Source organism: Anaerosolibacter carboniphilus (assembly GCF_014205875.1).
Taxonomy (GTDB): domain Bacteria; phylum Bacillota; class Clostridia; order Peptostreptococcales; family Thermotaleaceae; genus Anaerosolibacter; species Anaerosolibacter carboniphilus.
Window position 1 is genome coordinate 1 of record NZ_JACHEN010000053.1, and the last position, 20,566, is coordinate 20,566.

Sequence of the window (20,566 nt, forward strand, 5' to 3'; positions counted from 1 at the left end):
GCTACATTCTGCTCTTGGATATAAAACCCCGATATCCTATGAAAATGAAAGAAAACTAGCCGTATAGCGTGTCTATTTTATCGGGGAAAGGTCAAAAATGATTTTAGATTAATAATCTTAGTGCAAAAAAATTACTACCATATTCATAATAAATACACAGTTAGTAAAGTGACTATTTTAGGCGATAAGTATGCCGGGAAACTTCAAGTAAACACTAGCTTTATATTGTGAGGGGGGCTAAGTATGGAAAAGGCCGATAATAAGAACTTCTTAATTTTGAAAAAAGTTTCGGTTACATTCTTTTTATATATAAACGTATATATTACAACGGGTTACATGATGAAGTTTTTTTGAGCAATATACAAGTTTCAACAATAGTAGCTATTTTATCAATGATAATAACTATTGGTTTGAGTAATGAAAACTTTACTAAGCTATTTAAGATAAAAAATCCATATTATAATTTAAAGACTAGAAAGAGTTTTATTGTTGCGAGTGTTATCAATATCTTTTTGTTTATATTAATGATTAAAGCATTTTTTATCTAATCCAATAAAAAAATACCGACAGATAGAATATTTGTAATAATATGGACGAAGCAACATAGTTGTGTGACCTTAGACAATCATAATATAATTTACATATTATGGAATATATAAGATGCTCTAAATAAGTGAAAGGAATGGATTTTAAACATGAAAAAATTTAAATATTTATTTTCTGTACTATTGTTTGTTTTGTTAATATACTTTTATCAAAATCATATATATTATCTAATTCCTTACAACCCTTTAAAAGGTACCGCAGATAATCCGTATAGTTGTCATTTTGACTTAAATTATTCTGATGGTGTGTTAACTAAAGTTAGTCATAATTTAAATAGTAATACTCTTATTTTTAAATATTTTAGTGATTTAAATTTGATACCTTTAAAGAAAGCAGCAAATAAAGAAGAAATTTTTGAACATAAGAATGATATTCATTTTTCTTATAGATTTAGATTTGGCCCACCAACATCACCAAAATATTACTATATATTTATTAATGAAATATGGTTGGATAATTTGTCTATTCTTTCTATTCGATCTAACAAACCGGGATTTCATAATGGATATTATAAAATTATAGATTCCAAATTCGATTATAAGTATGTTAATGACTTAATTACTAATTCTCAAAATTAACAAAAATGGGCTGAATCACAATTTTATTGTAATACAGCCCATTTTTGTTAATTCAAGTTTTTACAATATAATCCATCCACTTCCAGAATGTATTCTAGTAACTAGTCCGTTACCCTGAACAATTCTAAATCCTTCATCAACAAATTCAAGAAATGGCAATTTTACTTCTACAAGATCGTACTGTGGATTATCATACATAAAATCATAAACTTCATCTAAATAATCCTCTCCAACAAGAGAAACTGTGGTTATAACACTTTTCTCACTTGGTGTCATACCTGCTACGACTGAAATTACTCCCGCTGCCAACGTTACTGGAGTTGGCAACATAAACATAAGCGATAAAACTGTTGAAAAAGCTGTTAAGCCTTGTACAAGTTTAGTTTCATTTGGCAGCTCAAAACCGTTTTTTCTCATTTCAGCTTGTGCTCTTCTAGCCTTATATAGCTGATCTTTTGTTAAGATAAGTGTGCCAATATATTCTTTTCTAAAACCCATAATAAATCTCTCCTTTTCGTTTTTAATTTTTTATTTTTATTTTGCTAGGCTTTCACTTTCTGGCCAGTTCGTTTTGCCCTACACTAAATAAAACGGGGGAAAGGAATCAAAAATCAACCAAATCAAAAAAATAATTTCTAAAAAAATTTTTCTAAAGTGGTTGATTTTTTTCAAAAAAATCCGTTTTATATAGTGAGATCAAATTTTCTTTAAGGAGAATTTGATATTTTTTTCCAAAAAGTACGAACATGTGTTCTAAAATATGGTATAATTTGGATAATTAGGTGTAATCAAAATGTAATAATTGACCTAATTTTCAAAAAAATCTAAAAATGTATAGAGAATGGTTGACTAAATTTACTTTTCAACCGTCTTATATAGTAAAGGAAATTAAATTCTTAACAATTTCCAAATGGATCTTATGGTTAAACAGGTTGCAGGGGGTTATACAGGGAGGGGATAAGATGGATCATTTAGCAAAGAAGTTTTTAGAGGAAGACGCAACAAATAAAGATCTATATGTCCAGGGAATTATCTTCAAGAATGATAGCTTTTTAGATGTCCTCAATCAGAAGTTTAATGATTACCTGTTTCGAATCAATCTCTACAGCTACATAAAAAAAACCATCTTCTATGTAGCCAGGGACCTAAAGCAAAGGGAAAATGCGCTGAGAGAAAAAGAAGGATTGTATTTAAATGTATTAGATGCTGATTTTGAAGAAGAAAAGATCAACACCATTGCCGATGCCCCTATGGATTTTGCAGAAGAAATCTATAAGGATCAAGGAGATATAGACTACAAAGAGCTCTTTACAGACAAGGAAGTACTCGAAGCCATCAGTACATTAACTGATAGGCAAAAACAGATCATTCATGAATGCATTATAAAGAATAGAGAAGAAGAGATGGTGGCGAAAGAATTGGGAATTACCAAGCAAGCCGCCTTAAGTAAACTAAGAAAACAGATAGGAGGGAAGTAACCATGGAAATATTTAATGAATTTATTTCAACTTTAGGCTTTCCTATCGCTGTTACAGCTTTTCTTTTAATCAGAATAGAAAAGAAACTGGATGAATTAAATAAAACCCTATTACTAGTGATTGAAACCCTGGGAAAGACCCAGCATTAAAGGAGGTTAACCTATGAGTGATTCATTTTTAAGACAATTGTTTGATGCAGCTCAAAATGGAGATGGAGATGCCATAGGAGTTATCTTGGAGGTCTTTAAGCCCATGATCTATAAAAACAGCTGCATCAACGGCTACTTCGATTATGATTGTTTTCAGGAACTTTGTATTAAGTTTATATGCTGCATCAAAACCTTCAAATTCACGAACATCTCAGACATAACAAAATACTTTAATTAGACGTTTGCCAATGCAATGACAATCGAATAACATTTAGAAGCTCTTGGTTATCCAGGAGCTTCTATTATATGGTAGAATAAATAATATAGAGTTTAGGAATTTGACGAGATAAAGTATTATTTTATCAGAAAGACTGGTGATAATATGCCTTGTGTTGCTCAATTCGGTATCATAGATGACTTTAAAAAAGATAGAGATTACTCTAACTATGGGCCTGAAAAATATAATTGTATTGCTATTGATGACGATATTTTGAACGATTGGTGGAACCAATTGACCTTAATTAAGACCTACTTTCATTGCTATAGTAGGCCTAGTTTCGCACTTGCAAGGTGGGGAGTTACTCTTATTCCACCAGAATCATTAGAGGATTTTTATAACATTGTTTCAAAAGATAAGAAATCAAAATCATCCGCAGAATTGATTGATTTAATGATATTGCTAAGAAAGGCTATATCTGAAAATAAATATGTTATACATTATGAGGTATAGGATATTATTTAATTCGAGACTTTCTTATATTACGTGACAATGTAATAAATCTGAACGAAACATAACGTGAATTAAGCGATATCTAAAAGCTTCTGGATAACTAGAATAATCCGGTAACTTCTATATATGATAAAATAAGTAATATACGGTTATAGAATACGATGAAACTATTATCATTGTCCATAAGGGAGGTCCAAATATGATTATAGGTCAAAAAATTAATTTACTCCATACAAAGTCGGTATGTAATTGCAGCGGCGTTTTGTATGGAGTGTTGAGCCGCTAATAAAAGTTCAATGCATACAACTTTGTATCCTATTTATTTCAAATATTTAGGAGTGAAGCCAGTATGAAATATCAAAATGCAAATAATGTGTTACCAGAGCATTTACTACTAGAAATACAACAATATGTTCAGGGAGAATATCTATACATTCCTGCGCGGCAGTCTTGCTATAAAAAGTGGGGAGAGAAGTCTGGAATTCGTAAAATTTTAGCGCATAGAAATAAAGAAATTATAAACAAATACAAACAGGGCTATGCGATGTCAGATTTAGCTGAGGAATATTGTCTTTTTGTTCATTCAATAAAACAAATTATCTACAAAAAATGATTGAATAGGGTTGCCGGCAGGTAACCCTATTTCTATAAAACGATATAGAGTCATCTTTTATCTTGAATGGATAATAACGAAACAATACAATATAGTAAGGATGGAGGTGTTTAAATGAAACAAAATAAATATGATGATAACATCTTTTTTAATAAATATAGCAATATGGAGCGTTCAAAAAATGGACTTAATTCTGCGGGAGAATGGCATGAACTAAAAAAAATGCTACCTAATTTTCAAGGGAAAAGGGTTTTAGATTTAGGATGTGGTTTTGGATGGCATTGTCAATTTGCTAAAGAGAATGGTGCAAAGTCAATTGTTGGAGTGGACATTTCACAGAAAATGTTAAGTGAAGCAAAAAACAAAGCAAAATCAGAGTATATCCAGTATATTTGTATGCCAATCGAGGACATTGACTTCCCCGTTAACTCCTTTGATGTGGTTATCAGCTCTTTAGTGCTTCATTACATTCAGTCGTTTGAGGATATTTTAAAAAAAATAAGCAAATGTCTTTCAAATGGTGGGGATTTTGTGTTCTCTGTAGAGCATCCCATTTTTACTGCAAAGGGGCTCCAGGACTGGTATTATGACAATAATGGTAATCGCTTACACTGGCCAGTCGACCAATATTTTACCGAGGGTATTCGTAAGGCTAGCTTTTTGGGTGAGGAAGTTATAAAGTATCACAAAACATTAACAACATACTTAAACAGCCTCATAAAATCGGGATTTGAAATAACAGGAATTGTTGAACCAGAACCAGCAGAAAATTTACTCTATACTGTTCCAGGAATGATGGATGAACTGCGTCGACCAATGATGCTACTTGTATCTGCAAGAAAAAAGTAGTGATAGAATCTTAAATACAATTCGTAGATAATATAATTCTCACACTCCTTATATCATGTAGCAATATAACGGATCTGAATTAAGGAACATTTAGAAGCTCTCGGATCACCAAGAGCTTTTATTATATGGTAAAATAAGTAATATACAGCTGTAGAAAATTAGAGATTTAGACATTCCTTAGGATGAGATCAATGATGCCTATATGGGATTGAATTTATGAGGGAGAGAAGGTAATTAAGGATGATATCAAAATATACATTTCAGACCATAAATAATATAGTAGGTTGGATAATTAGTGTTTCATTAATAGGCTTAGGTCTTTTTCATTTATTTGTTCATAAAATTTCATTGAATGGATCAAATTTTATTATTCTCTGGTCTCTTATAGGGTTGAGTAGATTATCTAATATTATTGATGCAAAATTTTTTGAAAATAACTTTTCGCTTAAAAATAACTGGCATTCTGTTTTTGGAGTTGTAACGTCAATTATCTTTATAATCGCTGGATTTTTATTATAAGAACTATATACCAAATTCAATTCTAGAGAATAACTAACCCTTTTGCTGAGATTAAGAGTCGATTATAAGACTGCCAAAATTCGTAGACGAATAAAATAGAACTCCTATCTGCCTAGAAAGCACTGCAGATAGGAGTTTTACATGTCAGCTTAAAATTTAGTGCTTAAGGCATTTTTTATTTTTTATGACAAAATATGACAAAGTTATTCCTGATGACAAGATAGAATATTATTAATGAATAATACCATGATTTAGAACCTGGTACAAATCAAAATGTAGCACTGACTCTCTTCAGTTGACATATTCACTGGATACCAAAGAATTCTAATTATATCCTAAATTATCTTTAAGGAATAGTTCGTTAATTTACGGGAGGAGACATGAACCTGCAGTAAATAGAGAAATAGCAGTTATAGTTATTAATGGGAATGAAGCAAAGATAAAAAGATTCTATGAAGAGAAGGGCATTATAGCACTTATGATTAACAGTACAAATACTACACACAAACTGTTAATTATTGATACGAAAACAACAGGTGTAGAAATAGTTGGTAGGAGCATAGAAGCAAGAATAGAATTTAAATGAAGAAATATATTTTTTATTGAAAATTATAGTAATTTTGTGGGAAGGGTAGAGAAATCTAATATGAAAATCAGAAATAGGAGAAAAAGCAAATTAAGCAAAAATGGTCAGGGTAGTATAAAACAACAACATAAACTATTAGATTATATAGAAAAGATCAAAGAAAGATTTAAAATACAATATATTATAATAGCATTCATATTTGGATTAGTGGGTCACTATTCAGATTATTTATCAATTAAAAATGGTAGCATGGAAATGGCGCGAGAGAAATTTACTATTGGTAAGAGATATTTCATTGAAGATAAAGATTATAATAATGCAATAAAAAATTTTTCCATATCATATAAAAATGATAAACATATTGAAAATTTACTATTTTACTATGTATTCGCTCTAAAATGTAGAGGAAACCAAAACGACGGAGATTTAGCAAAAAAGCTTTTAGTTGAGAATTATGAGTATTTAAACATGTCAGAAAAAGCTATGCTTGGTATTATAGAATATGAAAACAACAACTTGGAAAAAGCATATAAAATACTGGATAATATTGAAAATCCCATGCAATTAGATATAAATTTACTTGATAGTTTTCTAGATGCATATTCAAATACAGTATTTAAGCTTTTAGACTATGATAGCGCTCTGCAAAAAATACAGAGAATTCTATTACTACTAGAAACAAACATTAATGAACCAAGTAATTCATCACAGGATAAAAAATTTACTGTATTAGTTACTCCAATAAATTATAATGCTAATAATTTGATATATAATCAAAATCAACGACTTATTGGATATATGGCTAAGATTGGGAATACAGTTTTTAATTATTCATATGAAAAGCAAGACACTGAAATAATGATAAGAGGATTACTCATCAGTAGTAAGGCTTTGAATTCTGTATATATGTCGAAAGAGGATAAAAAAGATTTCTTTGAAAATTTAAACTATGTTTTATCTTATGGAAATAACTTTAGCAATATCAATTTCAATGATAAAAATATTAATGATGATTTTAAAGAAGTTTTGGAAAATGTAATACAATTCAATGAACTTAGTAATGATAATGATTCATATATGAATGCAGAAAAATTAAAATTTATATATAATTGCTTAGTGGATACATATAACTTACAATGGGAAAAGTATGATATTATCTTTAATGAAGATGTATATATTAACTACACAGGGTATAAAGCAACCGATGAATACGGATTATCTCGTATAAGTTTATCAAACTTAGATTATAATGATGGAAAGCCATTAGTTATATTCCAAAGTCAAAATAATGTTAAAGAGTTTAATGGTACATTAACAATTAAAATCAGTCAGGGAGAGTATGATAAAGAATATGACTTTAGAATAGGTATGATTTCAACTAACCTTGCAAATCTAAGTACAGAACCATTATATTATGTTCCAAATTTATCAGATGCCAACATTGAGGAAAGTTTAATGAGATATAAAGGAACAAGTATGATTTTTAAATTTGAATAAATCAACTATAAGAAGAATCGTGGCTATTCGATTCTTTTTAATTTAAATGTTAATAGTATCACTACGAGAGAGTGTGTAAATAATAGAACTCCTATCTGCATAGAAACACTGCGGGTAGGGGTTTTATATGTCAGCCAAAATTTAGTGCTTAAGGCACTATTTTTATTTTATATGACAAACTACGACAATATTTCAGTATCTGCCAAGCTAAAATAAGAATATACATTTATCATACAGGAGGATAAGTACAAAATGAAAAAAGCATTAATTCTTGCATTGATATTAACGCTATCTCTGATTACCATGGTCCATGGGAATACAGAACCAAGAATAAAGGTTAATGGCCAGTATATTGTTTTCAACGATGCAACTGGTAAGCCCTTCGTAGATACAAACGGGCGAACTCAAGTACCATTTAGAATAACCCTTGAAAAATTCGGAGCAAAGGTAAGCTGGAATCAAAAAGAAAGCATGGCAATAGCTGAAAAGGATAATATTGTGGTGAAAATTCCTATAGGGAAACCGTATATTATTAAAAACGGAGTAGAGATTCCTAACGATACTTCTGCATTAATCAAAGAGAACAGGACCTACTTACCTATTAGGGCTGTCATAGAGTGCTTTGATGCAAAAATAAGTTGGAATGAAAAAACGAAAACAGTTGTTATTGGTCACGAAGATAACTTATCTGTTGTAGAAAATCCTGACTATATAAATGTGGATGATTTTGAGAAAAAAACATTTGAAGAATTAGGTTATACATTTAAAGATGATTTCAAAAATCCCATATTTCAAAATATAGGTGATGTAATTCAAGCAGATGTATCATTTTTTCCTCTTAAATTCGGTAATGTGGTTATTACGAGTATAGAGAAGCTTCCATATTCAAAAACATCATACTATAAAAGCACGACACGAGCATGGTATGGTATCACAAGTGATGCAGTAGTTCTACATGGATATGCCCTAAAAGGTAATGACGCGTCTGGTGTGTTGAGGGGATACACTCTTGATAGTCTAGGAATAGGCTTCTTAAATAAAAATGGTTCCTTCTCAAATTATGCAGTAACTCAATTTACGGAAAGTCCAATGGAAAACAAGATGGTACAAATATATCCGAATTATAAAAAAGGAATATTTCCTACTGTAGATATCAAAGAAGAGTTCACAGTAATATTTGTAGACTATTCTAATTTTGGATTAGAAAATATACAAAAAATCTTTATAACAGACTGTTATGATTCCACCAATAATGTTCTAGAACTTGATTTTAATGGAGTGAAAGAAGGCAGATAAACCGAGGATTGAATTAATACGGAAGACAAATATTAAGAGACGCATATGCCAAATGCGTCTCTTAATATTTATTGCATTTTAAGGTATTTTTGAAAAATCTATTTCGAGTAAATCATCAGTTGAAATTTGTTGATCTAATAAAAAAATACTTTTTATATTGTTCAGGCCATATCCTTCTCTATCAGTAAACAAAATCGTAAAATGTTCATTTTCTTTTGCTCTAGGAGCATCTCCAATTTTTGTATTCGGATACATGGTTTTCATTTTTTCAGTTACAGTTCTTTCTTCAAGAAAGATTACGACTAGTCGTTTGCTAAAATCACCGCCCTTATTCAGAATGCCCATTTGAATACTAGGTAGAGAGAAGCCTTGCACTATGCCGTTCCTATCATTCGTCTTCACGACAGGATATCCATGTACTACAATCGCGTCAGATGTAGATCCTTGCCAGCCGATTTCGTTAGATTTATAATATGGTGTTTTAGAATATGGTAGCTTTTCGATTCCAGTAATAACAAAATTTCCGAATTTTAAAGGAAATAGTGATGGATCAGCTTTTATTACTTCACCTACACTTGAGACTCCATGTGTCTTAATCTTATCTTCAAAGTTATATCCTAATTCTCTAAAAGACAACTTTGGCAAATCTTCAGCATTTGTATAATTATCTGTTTTTGGCAGTTCTGGCACTGGAAGTATTTGTCCCGTCATCTTTTCTATCATACGAACAATCATACTGGATGCCTCAGCCCTTGTTACAGTCTGATTCGGTTTGAAAGTATTATCTGGATAGCCACTAATAATACCTTGCTGATTGGCTAGGATCACATACCCCTTATCAACATTTATAATGTCTTTATCATCAAGGTAATTGGTAGCTTTACCTGAGAGATCTTTAGCGTTTTTTTCTAATCCCATCGCTCTAACAATCATCTTTGCCAGCTCAACTCTTGTGGTGTTTGTTTCGGGAGAATAGCTCGTACCATATTCGTTCTTATCAATAATATTATTTGCTACTAAAGTATGTATCTCTTTTCCTGCCCAATGGCTTGCTGTATCAGCGAAAGAATTGTCATTGATTAGTTCAAGCTTTAAAGCTTTTCTTAGAATTGCAGCAACTTCGGATCGCTTAATGGTATTATTCGGTTTGAATGATCCATCTGGGTATCCGCCGATAGCTCCCATTTCTATAAGCTTGCTTATTGTTACATTAGACCAATGATTTCCTATATCAGAAAAACTTTTAGGCATATTTATGGAGCTTCCATATGCGATTGTTGGGACAATTGCTATTACAAGAGCAAAAATCAATAACAATGATAACTGCTTTTTCATTTGTATTTCTCCTTTCAAGTCATTCTTATTAGATAAAAAGTATATTATAAGTAATTCGATTAAATAATCTATAATCCTTGCTTATTATACAAATTTTTCCTAATAAGGTTTCAGTTTAAAGGAAAAATAGGAATTTAAGCATATTTGAGGTGTTTCTATTGACAGTTATGAAATGAAGTTAGATTTCTCAAAAGGCAGGCTAGATTTAGAAACAGATTTAGACCATAGTGGAAGTGAAACATTTAAATTGTGCTAACTAGCATTTTACAGTTCTATTACAGAAATCTATTTTGAAAGGAAATACTCAATGCTTCTAGAAAATATAAACTAATTCTGTAGCAAGGAGCTAAAATATGAGAATGAAACATTTATTACTAGAAGTTTACTGTGACTGTAAATTAGAAATACCTTCTTACTGTTTAAACGACTTAAATGGTAGTTATAGACCAGGCAGTCATTGCTTTGGAAATAATTGTAGGTATTTAAGTTATACCGACTGTCCTAATGAGATTGCTTATGCAAGTGAATTAGGAATAATAGAAACTTTAGATGATTTTATTGGATTTGGAGGAGAAATGGAGCCAAATTCAAATGATATTGAGGAAAGAGAGTTTTTACTTACTAAGTGGAAAGACAAATGCAGAAAGAAAATATCTGAAGCTCATGAAGAATATATGAAATTTAAAGAAAATATCAAGAAATAATTTCTGAAAACATATGATGGACTTATGATACTTTTAGTAAGTATTCAGAGAAATTGAGGTGTTAAGTTTGAAAAAGGTAACGAAAAGTATGGAAATACAGCTAGAATATTTAGTTGGAAAATCTAACCCAAATAAAGGGGTTTATGAGGGCGGTGTTTGTGAACCTAGGTATCTAAACGAGCTTATGATTGATATTCAAAATGAAGAAATATTTGATTTTGAAAAAGATGCATTTATTGAGTTAGAAAATCGGATTATTCATTTTAGCGGTAGCAGAAGAGCCTTTAAGGAACTAGGAAGATATCTGATTGCACTTTCTAAATATGAAACGGAGGATCCTGATTATCATGATCATTTCGATGAGGTTGGAAGTATTAATAGTGAATCAAAAAATAAGATTGTTTTTCATGGATGCAAATCAGATGAATAATTGGGAGTTAGACATGCTCAACGGTAGAAGTGCGAAGAACCAATTAGAAACAGCGCAAACAAACCTAGCTTTTATGTGTCCATATTATTGACCTATATCAGATGAGATCCTTGCAGGGATGTGGTACAAATACTTGCGTAAAAATATTTATTAGGTGGTGTTATGATGGTAGATGTAAATCAACCTGTTACTAATCCAGAATTAGTTAAGAGTATGAATCTATTTCTTAAAGAAAAAAGTGCCGAAAATGAGTTTAATCTTATTGAAAAAATAACGCAAGCGAATTATTTGGTACCAGTAATATTTCAAGGTAAAATCGAAGATGGTGTACTTAAGAAAGACTCTATTATAAATTTTAAAGTGATTTCAAATAGTTCAGATGAGTCCTTTTATATAGCGTTTACTGATTGGGATGAGTTAGGTAAGTGGTCTAAGGAACCCGAGCAAACGCTTATTTCTACATACGATGATTTAAAACATATGGTGTTAAAAAGTGAAGGTATTAAGGGTTTTGTAATCAATCCTTTCAATCAGAACTTTATAATTACTCCTGAAGTGATAGAATATTTTTCGCGAAGAAAATCAGAGATAGTAATTAAACAAGATACTAAAATAATGCTAGGACAGCCTGCCAACTATCCTCATGAAATGATAAAAGCTCTATCTAATTTTTTTCAGAAGAATAAAGAGATTAAGAGTGCGTATATGTTTTTAGCCCATAAGGAAGAGGATCAGAAACCTAATCTATTGTTTATCGTCGATTTTACAGGAGATAAGGCTGTATTATTTCCTCGGATAGCTGCGATAGCTCAAGAATTTTTGGGAAAGGACGAATATATCGATTTGGTTTCTCTAAATAGCAGTTTTGGTAAAGATGCTACAAAGAATGCTACTCCTTTTTATAAAAGGAAAAAATGGAAATTCTTTTAATATGTCTATGAAAAGTCGTTCCTGAAACATTTGGAAAGCTAATTGAAACTCAAAGTAAAGCAAGAGTAAATAAAGTAGCATTTAAAAGTTATTAGTATTAATATGTTCCCTTCATGGTAGCCAGTTACATATTTTAACTGTCTACCATAAAGGGAGCATATCAGATCCAAGAGCCTTTATTATATGGTAAAATACGCAATAAATAGTTGTAAATATTAAGTTTTAGTTTGGAGGATGAAAATGAATTTATCGGAAATTCAAGATATAGTAAATAAGTTTACTAAAGATAGGGGTATGAATTCAGGCATTGAAGTTAGGATGATTGATTTGGCATCAGAAGTAGGAGAACTATCAAAAGAAGTTCTAAAAGGAACTAAGTATGGTAGTAAACACTTCCAGAAAACTAAAGAATGGGAAAGTGAAATCGGTGATGTATTATTTTCCCTTATTTGCATTGCAAATGAAACGGATACAAGTCTAGAAGATTCCTTAAATTACGTACTTAATAAATATGAAAAAAGGTTTAACAATAAAGGGGATTTTAGTTCTGGACGATAATTTAGATGAGACTGTAAAGAATTTTACGGGAGAATACAGAAGGAGCTCCTATTTGGCATAGAAACCGCTACTGCCAGATAGGAGTTTTTCTATGTCAGCTAAAAATTAGTGCTTAAGGCACTATTTTTTATTTTGTGACAATATATGACAACATTTCTGTCTGAGACAAGCTAGAATAGGTATTAAATAAAAGATTGATATGTAGAAAAGAAAAGCTAGGGTTTCTTGCTGTCTATTTTAATGAGGCAAGGTCAAGCTTATTGAAAAGTGCGGACCCAAAGCTACGGGTCTAAGTTATTTACTATGATAGCCTGGCCACTGAAAACCTAGCATCCTTAATTCTATGCCTTTTCCAGTATGGGATTTTTTATTATATTACAATCCAAGGGAGGAGTTATATGAAAAAACTCGTTTTATTATTAGGAGTACTAATGATTTTAGCACTATTTAATACATCAGTTAGCTTTGCTGAGGTACAATCTATCAAAGAGGCATTAAATGATGACGTGATGAATTCCAATACTGAAAACCATACGCAACTTGTTCCTATGAGAGATATACTTGAAAGAATGGGAGGCACAGTGACATGGCACAGTGAAGATCAATCTGTGTCTGCAATAATAGATGATATTAGTATTTGGGTACAGCCAGGGAATCTACTAGCAGAGGTTAATAATGAACAAATTACTTTACCGGAAGCACCTAAGATCGTCAATGGAACGATGCTAGTTCCAATAGAAGTTTTTAACATTATTACTAAAGTACCTTCTGAAAAATTAGACAACAAAGAGAATGCTATAACAACAAATATAGTATCAAAAATGATCTGGCCTATACCAGGTTATACCAAGATAAGTCAGGGGTTTGGAGATATCAGTGGTATTAGTAAACTGATTGGAAGAAAAATAATATCTACAGGTATCTCCATACCAGCCCCAGAAGGAACGCCAATTGTTGCAGCAGCAGATGGTAAAGTAATATTTGCTGGTGAACTTGGAGGATTTGGAAATATGATACTTATAGACCATGGAAGTGGGATTGTTACACTTTATGGACAGTGTAGCGAATTATTTGTAAAAGTAGATAGTCAGGTGAAAGCAGGCGATGTAATTGCCAAATCAGGAGATACGGGTAACGCTACAGGACCATGTCTTTATTTTGAAGTAAGAGAAAAAGGCGAACCTGTAGATCCAAATAAGTATTTAGCAAAGTAGGGGCAAAAACAGATTTTACATTATAAAAGAGAAATTTTGTAATAGATTAAAGAATAATGAAGGCTGGAATAACCTCATGGGGGAAAAAGTATGAATAAGAGAGAAGAGCAGCTTAGAACTAGATTTTCTCAGCTAAAAGATGAATATCTCATAGAAATTATAAAGGGTGATTATAAAGACTATGAAGAAGATGCTATCCAACTAGTTAAAGAAGAATTGGATAGTAGGGGGATAGACTACACCGATACAGAAGTATGTGAGACTATTGCATTCAACGAGCAGCTTCGTAGATTTAGTTTCCGTGATGAGAAATTTAAGAAAAAATACATTAATTCAGCTATACTTTTTTTTATCTGGATACTCTACATAGTTATGTATTCCTTAAAAACACATCGTTTTTATTTGATAGAAATAGAATATGAATATTTAATTGAGTTCGCTTTATATATGGTTCTACTTATTGGATATGATATTCTGATTTACTATCATATTCGTGAAGAAGATATTCTTCTTAAAAATACTACTGTGCTTCTGTTTAACGTTTGGCTTATGTATTTGTTAATAAGCTTTGTACATGGTCGTTCGTTAATGGCTATTGCATACCTGCTATGGCCTTTAATACCTGTACTGAGTGTTATAATTACCAATCAATATCTGGAAAAAGATAATAGAGGAAAGCTGCCTCTCTCTAAAAGTCTTTGGAGTTCATTTATGCACGAAATGAGAATGTCAATCCTAGCCTATATTGCTCTGTATGTTAGTTTTGTAATTCGATAATAAAGTCTACTCAGTTTTATGAATGAGACTGTAAAATAATATTTGGGCGAGCGAAATAGAACTCCTATCTGCATAGAAAGCACAGTAGATAGGAGCTTTTTAACAAGTAGCTGTATTTTACTTATGATACGATCGTATCATAAATAACTGCGCTTTTTTAATCATTAAATTTAAATGGTATAATTATGAATATGCTATTTATTAGAATAGACCATATTACTCTTAAGGGGACGGTTATATGAAAATATCACGTGAATGCATTCACTGTCTTGCCAGACAAGCGGTAGAAATAGCTGAAGAAGCGACAAGTGATGTAACAATGCAAGAAGAAATAATAAAAAGATCTTTGAAAGAGCTAGGAGAAATGGACTTCAATGAAACCGCACCTGAAATAGCTTTCAGGATGCATCAACATGCCAAGAAAATTACAGGCAATAATGATCCATATAAAAGATTGAAGGAACAATACAATGAAATTGCTAAAGAGATTTATGAGAGAATTACTGAAGAAAAATGGTTAGATAAAGCGGAAGATCGATTTGATATGGCTTGTAGGCTGGCTATTGCAGGAAATATTATAGATTTTTCAGTTGGACTAAAGCTAGAACATTCAGATATTGTTAAGTCAGTTGAGGATAGTATCAAACATGATATTTTTGGCACTGGTACAACTGCTCTACGAGAAGCAGTAGGACAATCAAAGAATATTATGTATATTGCTGATAATTCAGGTGAAATCATATTTGATAAATTTCTATTGGAGAATCTTCCATTAGACAAGGTTACTTATGTAGTGAAGGGAGGTCCAATAGTTAATGATGCAACTATGCACGACGCAATAAGCACAGGTGTTGTAAATTTAGTAAAAGTCATTGACAATGGGCATTCAGCACAAGGAACGATATTGAAAGATTGCTCTAGTACATTTAGACATGAATTTGATAAGGCAGATCTTATTATAAGTAAAGGGCAAGCGAATTTTGAAACATTGAGTGATATTAAAGATAAGACCATATTCTATCTATTGCGAGCAAAATGCAGTTCGGTTGCTGCTGCTATCGGGTGTAACCGAATGGACTATGTGCTTACAAGTTACTAGAATAAATTTCTTAACTAGATTATTAGGGATATGGTATTAAGCGAGACTGTAAAATAATTTTGGGGCGAGTAATATAAAACTCCTATCTGTATAGAAATCACTGCAGATAGGAGTTTTTCCATGTCAGCTTAAAATTTAGTTCTTAAGGCGCTTTTTTATTTTTTACGACAATATATGACAAAAATTCTGCCCAGGACAAGCTAAAATAAAAATTAATACTAGACTTGCATAATAAGAGCTGATCAAAATTGTGCTCACAAAAGGAGCAGTGACTATAGGATGAATATGTAATGTCTATATCGCGAAGTAGGAGGTTGATTTATGGGTATAGATCTTGAAGATGAGGAAAGAGAGAGAATTAAAGAGAACTATGGGTTGTTTAAGTATAAAGTGCATGAAATTGCTTATTGGAATCTTTCTATAAAGTATTTTGGAGTATTATTTGCTTCAATCTTTGCTATAGTTTTACAAATGCCTGATATCCCTAAATCTATGTACTTTTATGGAATAAAGTTGTCAAAAATAATTTTCCTTTATTTTTTGATAGGCGGTTATGGCCTATTGAACTTGAACTATAAAAAAGCAACTGAAGAAATACTGCAAACAGAGAAAAAATTTTCAATTTTTGTAAAAAAGATTGTAGTAGCTTATCTTTTCATTGGGTTAGGTATTTTCATGAGTTTACTTTATAATATTTTAATGTTATAAGTATTTTTTAGATAACATCTTCTATTATTTGAGAGACTATAGAATATTTTGAGAGTGTGTGAAATAGAACTCCTATCCAGCATGAGTAGAAACCGCTGCTAGGTAGAAGTTCTCCATGTCAGCTTAAAAATTAGTGCTTAAGGCACTAATTTTTATTTTTGCGACAGAAAACGACAACATTTCAGCCTCGGACAAACTAAAATAAAATTAATATTAGTAGAAGAGTTCTTTATATAGCTTTTTCTATGCATTGTATAAAAACTTAATTATAAATCTGCAGTACGAAGATAGGTAAAGTTTCCGACATATTGCAGGTGACATATAAAAATTGAAAATTCCCGTGTAGATATTGTAAATACAGTAATTATCTAAAAAAATGTTTAGTGATATTGAAAATCAATGAAGAATATGCTTAGTAGAACTAACTTAAGGAGGAGTTTTATGAACAGTATTAGCGAAAAGGTTAAGAGTTTAATTTCTTTAAGCGCAGAAGTGGTAGGTACAGCAACCGCGGAAGGAGCACTCGGCTTTTTTGCAGGTGGAATGCCTGGTGCTGTGGCTGGTGCATGCAAGGGAGCAACAAAAGCAGCTATAAAAAGAATAACGCAAAACACATTAACTGATGTATCTAATAGAATATTATCTCAAAGAGAAGAGGTGCGCGTAGGTACTGCTGCATCTTACGCAATCATTAAGATCATCATGCATTTAAACGAGGGTAAAGAGCCTCGCTCCGATTTCTTCTTGGGTGATCCAACAGAAAGATCTGCTGCCGATGAAATATTTGAAGGAGTTCTGCTAAAATGTAAAAATGAGCACGAAGAAAAGAAAATAAGATATATATCAAACATATTCTCTAATGCTGCCTTCGTTGATGATATTACTCTAGGAGAAGCGAACTTTAGACTTAACATAGCTGAAGGTATGACATATAGGCAATTCTGTATTCTAAATTTATTTGAGAGAAAGACTTTAGATACCAGTATTATTTTAAGAAGTGAAGACTATATACAGGGCGAAAAGACTTTCGAATTGAGATCAATTTTAAACGAGATATATGAATTATATAATAAAGGAATGATTGAGTATTATAAGAGCGAAGATGGAAGAGCGTTTTCTTTAAGTGGAATATTAAGTATTATACCAAAAGATATGAGACTAACAAAGCACGGTAAACGACAGTATGAACTAATGGGCTTAGGTGATATGGATAAATCTGAACTAATTGATATTTGGGTACAGTTAAGTTGATAAATTATTTATTTCCTATTTCCGACTTAGTATTGAGATAGATGCTAGTGTAGTCAAGCACGACAGGTGTGCCTAGGAGTAAGCCTGATAAGATAGATAAATAGGCATTATTTCGTCAAATTGTAGATGCGCAAAAAAGGCAGTATCGAAGTCTAAAAGCCCAATAGTCTAGCAATTATCGAAAAAATCGATTTTGTTATAGGAAAGATGACTTTGGCAATCAGAAAAAATACTAATAGAGATAGAATGCTATAAAATAAAAAATCTATGGGATATTTCAGATACTGATCTAATGAATCTATAGTATTTTCAAATTGATTAATACAATCTACAGTATCTTCAGCTAATAGATATTGCAGTCCATAAAATATTACGATGAGATTCATTGTACAGAAGTATAAGTAATTAAAGAATATTGGAGTTTCTATATTGCTAGAGAAAAAGATTCGAAGAAATGTAGTGCCTACCATTACTAATAGCGCAGTCAATGCGAAAAAAAGAAGAAACTTGAGTAAAGGCATTTGAATGGGTAGTATCATATCTTGTACAAAAACATATATTGAAGATGGAATTAGACCAGATAGTGTTGTCTTTAGCATGTCAAAATCTTTGGGATAGAAACTTTTAAATGCGATGGAGATTAAGATAATTAATATTAGTCTACTCTGAATTGCTGTAGAAAAGATTGCAGTAAAGAATTCTAATATGCTCACTGTAGCCTTGTCAATTTTCTCATGCATATGTATTACCTGCCCTCATTACTTGATAAATTTTAATAACAATAGATTACTAGCATATTTATGAATAGATTCTTAAATATATGATGTAATTGGGCTTAACTAAAATTAGAATTTCAGGAGGGAGAAGATAATATATCATTACATCATATAGGCCATGATGATATACCAACATCATTCCAGATCAGCAGCGCCGTGATGTGCTGAAGGATGCAATTCTGGCAAAATACGGAGTACCATTATTACGGCTACCTACCAATGGTAGCAGCGAGCGGGAGAAGATAAAGAGAGTTCTAAGTCAGCAGTAACTACGGCAAATTGTAGTTTATGCAACTAGAAATAAGACGAACAATCGGTAGTTTAGAATTTTTGTGATTTATAGCAATTATGGGAAGATTGCACTTAGCACATAATGTATATTGAATCGATGGAGGAATGAAGTATATGAGTAATTCAATACAAGGCATGAGAGTAGTATTTGATGTTGTAAAAAATGCAAGAAATAATAATAGTCCTATGACTAATGAAGAAATTCAACAACTCCTTTTAAAGCTTGTTCCCGACGAAAATGTTAGAAAGAGATACAATAACTTTTCACAAGGATATGCTGCTGAAGAATTATTTAGAAGAATATATTCACTTTTGCCTTGGGTAAAACTGGTTACTCCATTGGGACAAGAACAATACCCGGAGAAATCTAAAGTGACTATGCAAGTGCCAGACTATGAAGTTATATTTGAAGCAGGTTCCCCAGAAGCAAGTGCCAAAGTTTTAATAGAAGCCAAGTTGGTATCAAGTGATAAACAAACCCTAAAGCTTCAAAAATATAAGTATAATGTACTAAGAAAGTACGAATTGGAGGCTGGCATTCCTTTGATTTTTGCAATATTTTGGCAAAAACATGCACTATGGACGCTAAACTCCATCGAATCATTTTCAGAAAAGAATAGTGAATTTAAGATATCTTTTGAACAAGCTTGTAGAAATGATATGTCAGCAATAATGGGAGACTATACATATATATTCCGTAAAAGGCCATTTCGAAAATCTCAATTTACTAAAAATGAAAAATTTGAAAGTAAAAGTCCTTACTTTCATATACACGAGGTATTCGGGAATACAACCTATGAAGGTCTTTCTCTTGATGGAGATGCATATGTGGATTTATCAATTCTGGAGCCAGTAGTGTTAGATTGTGCTTTTGATTTCAAAGAAATCTCACATGAGATTAAGGGGGTTGAAACAGAATTGATTGAACAGTTAGACGACAAGAACTATGTATATAAATTATCCTCTTTACTGCTTGGCTTTTTACAAAAAATATGCTGTTATGATAATAAGAATATGTTTTACCATGATAATGAAGTAGTAGCAATATCTTTTCATATAGTAGATAGCACACGGCAAAAATGTGGGGGCGAGCGTTTCTACTTAATGCCATATGACCGTGCTACATCTATTGACAGTTTAATAAAACTACAATTTGGAGACGCACCACATATTTACAATTTTTATTGTAATGCCAAGAGAGAACACAATTATAAATTATTATGTAGTCATAATGGATGAGTATATTGCTAATATACGTATTAATTGAGACAAGATGTATCTATTAACTTCCCATTATCCATACACCTGGCAATTTGATAAAAGAAATTAAAGTGGCATTATTCAAGCAAGATTGAATCTATTAAAAAGGTCAACAAACAAATCTGTTGACCTTTAATATTTAGCTCCTAAGATAAAAAATGAATCTATTCTACCAAATTGGAGATCCTTCCAATCCAAACCTGCAGAATTATTTACACTCTCTGAACCGTACCAAAGTGATATGCTCCCCTTATAGTAGACAGTTAAAATAATATTACTGTTTAATATGAGGGGAGCTTTACTATGGGAAGAAAATCTGATGTATTGCCTGA

23 protein-coding genes and 1 riboswitch are annotated in these 20,566 nt (G+C 31.6%); of the genes, 20 read left to right on the forward strand and 3 right to left on the reverse strand.

Translation table 11 applies throughout. The features are described from left to right. Positions 1 to 695: 695 nt before the first annotated feature. Complete coding sequence (locus HNQ80_RS24605) at positions 696 to 1,184, forward strand: hypothetical protein (protein ID WP_184313743.1); 489 nt, start codon at positions 696 to 698, stop codon at positions 1,182 to 1,184. A 60-nt stretch (positions 1,185 to 1,244) separates the two neighbouring features. Here HNQ80_RS24605 and HNQ80_RS24610 read toward each other — a convergent pair whose 3' ends face one another. Further along, positions 1,245 to 1,682 carry a hypothetical protein gene (locus HNQ80_RS24610; RefSeq protein WP_184313745.1) on the reverse strand — a complete coding sequence of 146 codons (438 nt, stop codon included), beginning with the start codon at positions 1,680 to 1,682 and terminating at the stop codon, positions 1,245 to 1,247. Positions 1,683 to 2,146: 464 nt separating this feature from the next. On the opposite strand from HNQ80_RS24610, the gene HNQ80_RS24615 reads away from it, so the two are divergent. From HNQ80_RS24615 to HNQ80_RS24650, 9 genes are all read left to right on the forward strand, one after another. Beyond that, positions 2,147 to 2,662, forward strand: a complete 516-nt coding sequence (locus tag HNQ80_RS24615; protein WP_184313746.1) for a sigma-70 RNA polymerase sigma factor region 4 domain-containing protein — start codon at positions 2,147 to 2,149, stop codon at positions 2,660 to 2,662. A 2-nt stretch (positions 2,663 to 2,664) separates the two neighbouring features. Then, entirely contained in the window at positions 2,665 to 2,811 is a 147-nt protein-coding gene (locus tag HNQ80_RS24620; protein ID WP_207727181.1) for a YvrJ family protein, read from the forward strand. A 13-nt stretch (positions 2,812 to 2,824) separates the two neighbouring features. Continuing rightward, complete coding sequence (locus HNQ80_RS24625) at positions 2,825 to 3,049, forward strand: helix-turn-helix domain-containing protein (protein WP_184313748.1); 225 nt, start codon at positions 2,825 to 2,827, stop codon at positions 3,047 to 3,049. A 144-nt stretch (positions 3,050 to 3,193) separates the two neighbouring features. Then, a complete protein-coding gene (locus HNQ80_RS24630) occupies positions 3,194 to 3,541 on the forward strand; it encodes a hypothetical protein (protein WP_184313750.1) in 348 nt (115 codons plus the stop codon). Between the two features lie 349 nt (positions 3,542 to 3,890). Continuing rightward, positions 3,891 to 4,154: a CD3324 family protein gene (locus HNQ80_RS24635; protein WP_184313752.1), complete on the forward strand. Its 264-nt coding sequence runs from the start codon at positions 3,891 to 3,893 to the stop codon at positions 4,152 to 4,154. Between the two features lie 114 nt (positions 4,155 to 4,268). Beyond that, the gene (locus tag HNQ80_RS24640) at positions 4,269 to 5,003 is read left to right on the forward strand and encodes a class I SAM-dependent methyltransferase (RefSeq protein ID WP_184313754.1); all 735 of its coding nucleotides are present in this window, start codon (positions 4,269 to 4,271) and stop codon (positions 5,001 to 5,003) included. Positions 5,004 to 5,886: 883 nt separating this feature from the next. Beyond that, positions 5,887 to 6,108: a S24 family peptidase gene (locus HNQ80_RS26755; protein WP_408626370.1), complete on the forward strand. Its 222-nt coding sequence runs from the start codon at positions 5,887 to 5,889 to the stop codon at positions 6,106 to 6,108. A gap of 60 nt (positions 6,109 to 6,168) precedes the next feature. After that, positions 6,169 to 7,605 carry a hypothetical protein gene (locus tag HNQ80_RS24645; protein WP_184313756.1) on the forward strand — a complete coding sequence of 479 codons (1,437 nt, stop codon included), beginning with the start codon at positions 6,169 to 6,171 and terminating at the stop codon, positions 7,603 to 7,605. 252 nt (positions 7,606 to 7,857) lie between these two features. Then, positions 7,858 to 8,901, forward strand: coding sequence for a copper amine oxidase N-terminal domain-containing protein (locus HNQ80_RS24650; protein ID WP_184313758.1), 1,044 nt, complete (start codon positions 7,858 to 7,860; stop codon positions 8,899 to 8,901). A gap of 78 nt (positions 8,902 to 8,979) precedes the next feature. Here the strand turns inward: HNQ80_RS24650 and HNQ80_RS24655 are convergent, their stop codons facing one another. Further along, entirely contained in the window at positions 8,980 to 10,236 is a 1,257-nt protein-coding gene (locus HNQ80_RS24655; protein ID WP_184313760.1) for an S-layer homology domain-containing protein, read from the reverse strand. A 353-nt stretch (positions 10,237 to 10,589) separates the two neighbouring features. Here HNQ80_RS24655 and HNQ80_RS24660 point away from each other — a divergent pair, with 353 nt between their 5' ends. The 10 genes from HNQ80_RS24660 (at position 10,590) to HNQ80_RS24710 (ending at position 20,213) form a co-directional block, all read left to right on the forward strand. Continuing rightward, on the forward strand, positions 10,590 to 10,940 hold the full coding sequence (locus HNQ80_RS24660) for a hypothetical protein (protein ID WP_184313762.1): 351 nt from the start codon (positions 10,590 to 10,592) through the stop codon (positions 10,938 to 10,940). Between the two features lie 67 nt (positions 10,941 to 11,007). Further along, entirely contained in the window at positions 11,008 to 11,370 is a 363-nt protein-coding gene (locus HNQ80_RS24665; RefSeq protein WP_184313763.1) for an Imm32 family immunity protein, read from the forward strand. Positions 11,371 to 11,535: 165 nt separating this feature from the next. Beyond that, positions 11,536 to 12,300 carry an enhanced serine sensitivity protein SseB gene (locus HNQ80_RS24670; RefSeq protein ID WP_184313765.1) on the forward strand — a complete coding sequence of 255 codons (765 nt, stop codon included), beginning with the start codon at positions 11,536 to 11,538 and terminating at the stop codon, positions 12,298 to 12,300. A gap of 240 nt (positions 12,301 to 12,540) precedes the next feature. Next, entirely contained in the window at positions 12,541 to 12,858 is a 318-nt protein-coding gene (locus HNQ80_RS24675) for a MazG nucleotide pyrophosphohydrolase domain-containing protein (protein ID WP_184313767.1), read from the forward strand. A gap of 240 nt (positions 12,859 to 13,098) precedes the next feature. Continuing rightward, positions 13,099 to 13,181, forward strand: a riboswitch (cyclic di-GMP riboswitch). Between the two features lie 75 nt (positions 13,182 to 13,256). Further along, positions 13,257 to 14,072, forward strand: a complete 816-nt coding sequence (locus tag HNQ80_RS24680; RefSeq protein ID WP_184313769.1) for a peptidoglycan DD-metalloendopeptidase family protein — start codon at positions 13,257 to 13,259, stop codon at positions 14,070 to 14,072. Positions 14,073 to 14,162: 90 nt separating this feature from the next. After that, positions 14,163 to 14,849, forward strand: coding sequence for a hypothetical protein (locus HNQ80_RS24685; protein WP_184313770.1), 687 nt, complete (start codon positions 14,163 to 14,165; stop codon positions 14,847 to 14,849). Positions 14,850 to 15,087: 238 nt separating this feature from the next. Next, positions 15,088 to 15,948, forward strand: a complete 861-nt coding sequence (locus HNQ80_RS24690; protein WP_184313772.1) for a damage-control phosphatase ARMT1 family protein — start codon at positions 15,088 to 15,090, stop codon at positions 15,946 to 15,948. Between the two features lie 321 nt (positions 15,949 to 16,269). Beyond that, on the forward strand, positions 16,270 to 16,656 hold the full coding sequence (locus HNQ80_RS24695; protein WP_184313774.1) for a hypothetical protein: 387 nt from the start codon (positions 16,270 to 16,272) through the stop codon (positions 16,654 to 16,656). Between the two features lie 441 nt (positions 16,657 to 17,097). Beyond that, positions 17,098 to 17,907, forward strand: coding sequence for a hypothetical protein (locus HNQ80_RS24700; protein WP_184313776.1), 810 nt, complete (start codon positions 17,098 to 17,100; stop codon positions 17,905 to 17,907). Between the two features lie 1,181 nt (positions 17,908 to 19,088). Then, complete coding sequence (locus HNQ80_RS24710; protein WP_184313780.1) at positions 19,089 to 20,213, forward strand: hypothetical protein; 1,125 nt, start codon at positions 19,089 to 19,091, stop codon at positions 20,211 to 20,213. Positions 20,214 to 20,366: 153 nt separating this feature from the next. Here the strand turns inward: HNQ80_RS24710 and HNQ80_RS25750 are convergent. Beyond that, a partial coding sequence (locus HNQ80_RS25750) for a hypothetical protein (RefSeq protein ID WP_207727182.1) occupies positions 20,367 to 20,566 on the reverse strand: 200 nt, incomplete at its 5' end.

Excerpts from the sequence above, each read along its gene's own strand:
- HNQ80_RS24605 (WP_184313743.1), top strand. The coding sequence starts at position 696 with ATGAAAAAATTTAAATATTTATTTTCTGTACTATTGTTTGTTTTGTTA.
- HNQ80_RS24610 (WP_184313745.1), bottom strand. The coding sequence starts at position 1,682 with ATGGGTTTTAGAAAAGAATATATTGGCACACTTATCTTAACAAAAGAT.
- HNQ80_RS24615 (WP_184313746.1), top strand. The coding sequence starts at position 2,147 with ATGGATCATTTAGCAAAGAAGTTTTTAGAGGAAGACGCAACAAATAAA.
- HNQ80_RS24620 (WP_207727181.1), top strand. The coding sequence starts at position 2,665 with ATGGAAATATTTAATGAATTTATTTCAACTTTAGGCTTTCCTATCGCT.
- HNQ80_RS24625 (WP_184313748.1), top strand. The coding sequence starts at position 2,825 with ATGAGTGATTCATTTTTAAGACAATTGTTTGATGCAGCTCAAAATGGA.
- HNQ80_RS24630 (WP_184313750.1), top strand. The coding sequence starts at position 3,194 with ATGCCTTGTGTTGCTCAATTCGGTATCATAGATGACTTTAAAAAAGAT.
- HNQ80_RS24635 (WP_184313752.1), top strand. The coding sequence starts at position 3,891 with ATGAAATATCAAAATGCAAATAATGTGTTACCAGAGCATTTACTACTA.
- HNQ80_RS24640 (WP_184313754.1), top strand. The coding sequence starts at position 4,269 with ATGAAACAAAATAAATATGATGATAACATCTTTTTTAATAAATATAGC.
- HNQ80_RS24645 (WP_184313756.1), top strand. The coding sequence starts at position 6,169 with ATGAAAATCAGAAATAGGAGAAAAAGCAAATTAAGCAAAAATGGTCAG.
- HNQ80_RS24650 (WP_184313758.1), top strand. The coding sequence starts at position 7,858 with ATGAAAAAAGCATTAATTCTTGCATTGATATTAACGCTATCTCTGATT.
- HNQ80_RS24655 (WP_184313760.1), bottom strand. The coding sequence starts at position 10,236 with ATGAAAAAGCAGTTATCATTGTTATTGATTTTTGCTCTTGTAATAGCA.
- HNQ80_RS24660 (WP_184313762.1), top strand. The coding sequence starts at position 10,590 with ATGAGAATGAAACATTTATTACTAGAAGTTTACTGTGACTGTAAATTA.
- HNQ80_RS24670 (WP_184313765.1), top strand. The coding sequence starts at position 11,536 with ATGGTAGATGTAAATCAACCTGTTACTAATCCAGAATTAGTTAAGAGT.
- HNQ80_RS24675 (WP_184313767.1), top strand. The coding sequence starts at position 12,541 with ATGAATTTATCGGAAATTCAAGATATAGTAAATAAGTTTACTAAAGAT.
- HNQ80_RS24680 (WP_184313769.1), top strand. The coding sequence starts at position 13,257 with ATGAAAAAACTCGTTTTATTATTAGGAGTACTAATGATTTTAGCACTA.
- HNQ80_RS24685 (WP_184313770.1), top strand. The coding sequence starts at position 14,163 with ATGAATAAGAGAGAAGAGCAGCTTAGAACTAGATTTTCTCAGCTAAAA.
- HNQ80_RS24690 (WP_184313772.1), top strand. The coding sequence starts at position 15,088 with ATGAAAATATCACGTGAATGCATTCACTGTCTTGCCAGACAAGCGGTA.
- HNQ80_RS24695 (WP_184313774.1), top strand. The coding sequence starts at position 16,270 with ATGGGTATAGATCTTGAAGATGAGGAAAGAGAGAGAATTAAAGAGAAC.
- HNQ80_RS24700 (WP_184313776.1), top strand. The coding sequence starts at position 17,098 with ATGAACAGTATTAGCGAAAAGGTTAAGAGTTTAATTTCTTTAAGCGCA.
- HNQ80_RS24710 (WP_184313780.1), top strand. The coding sequence starts at position 19,089 with ATGAGTAATTCAATACAAGGCATGAGAGTAGTATTTGATGTTGTAAAA.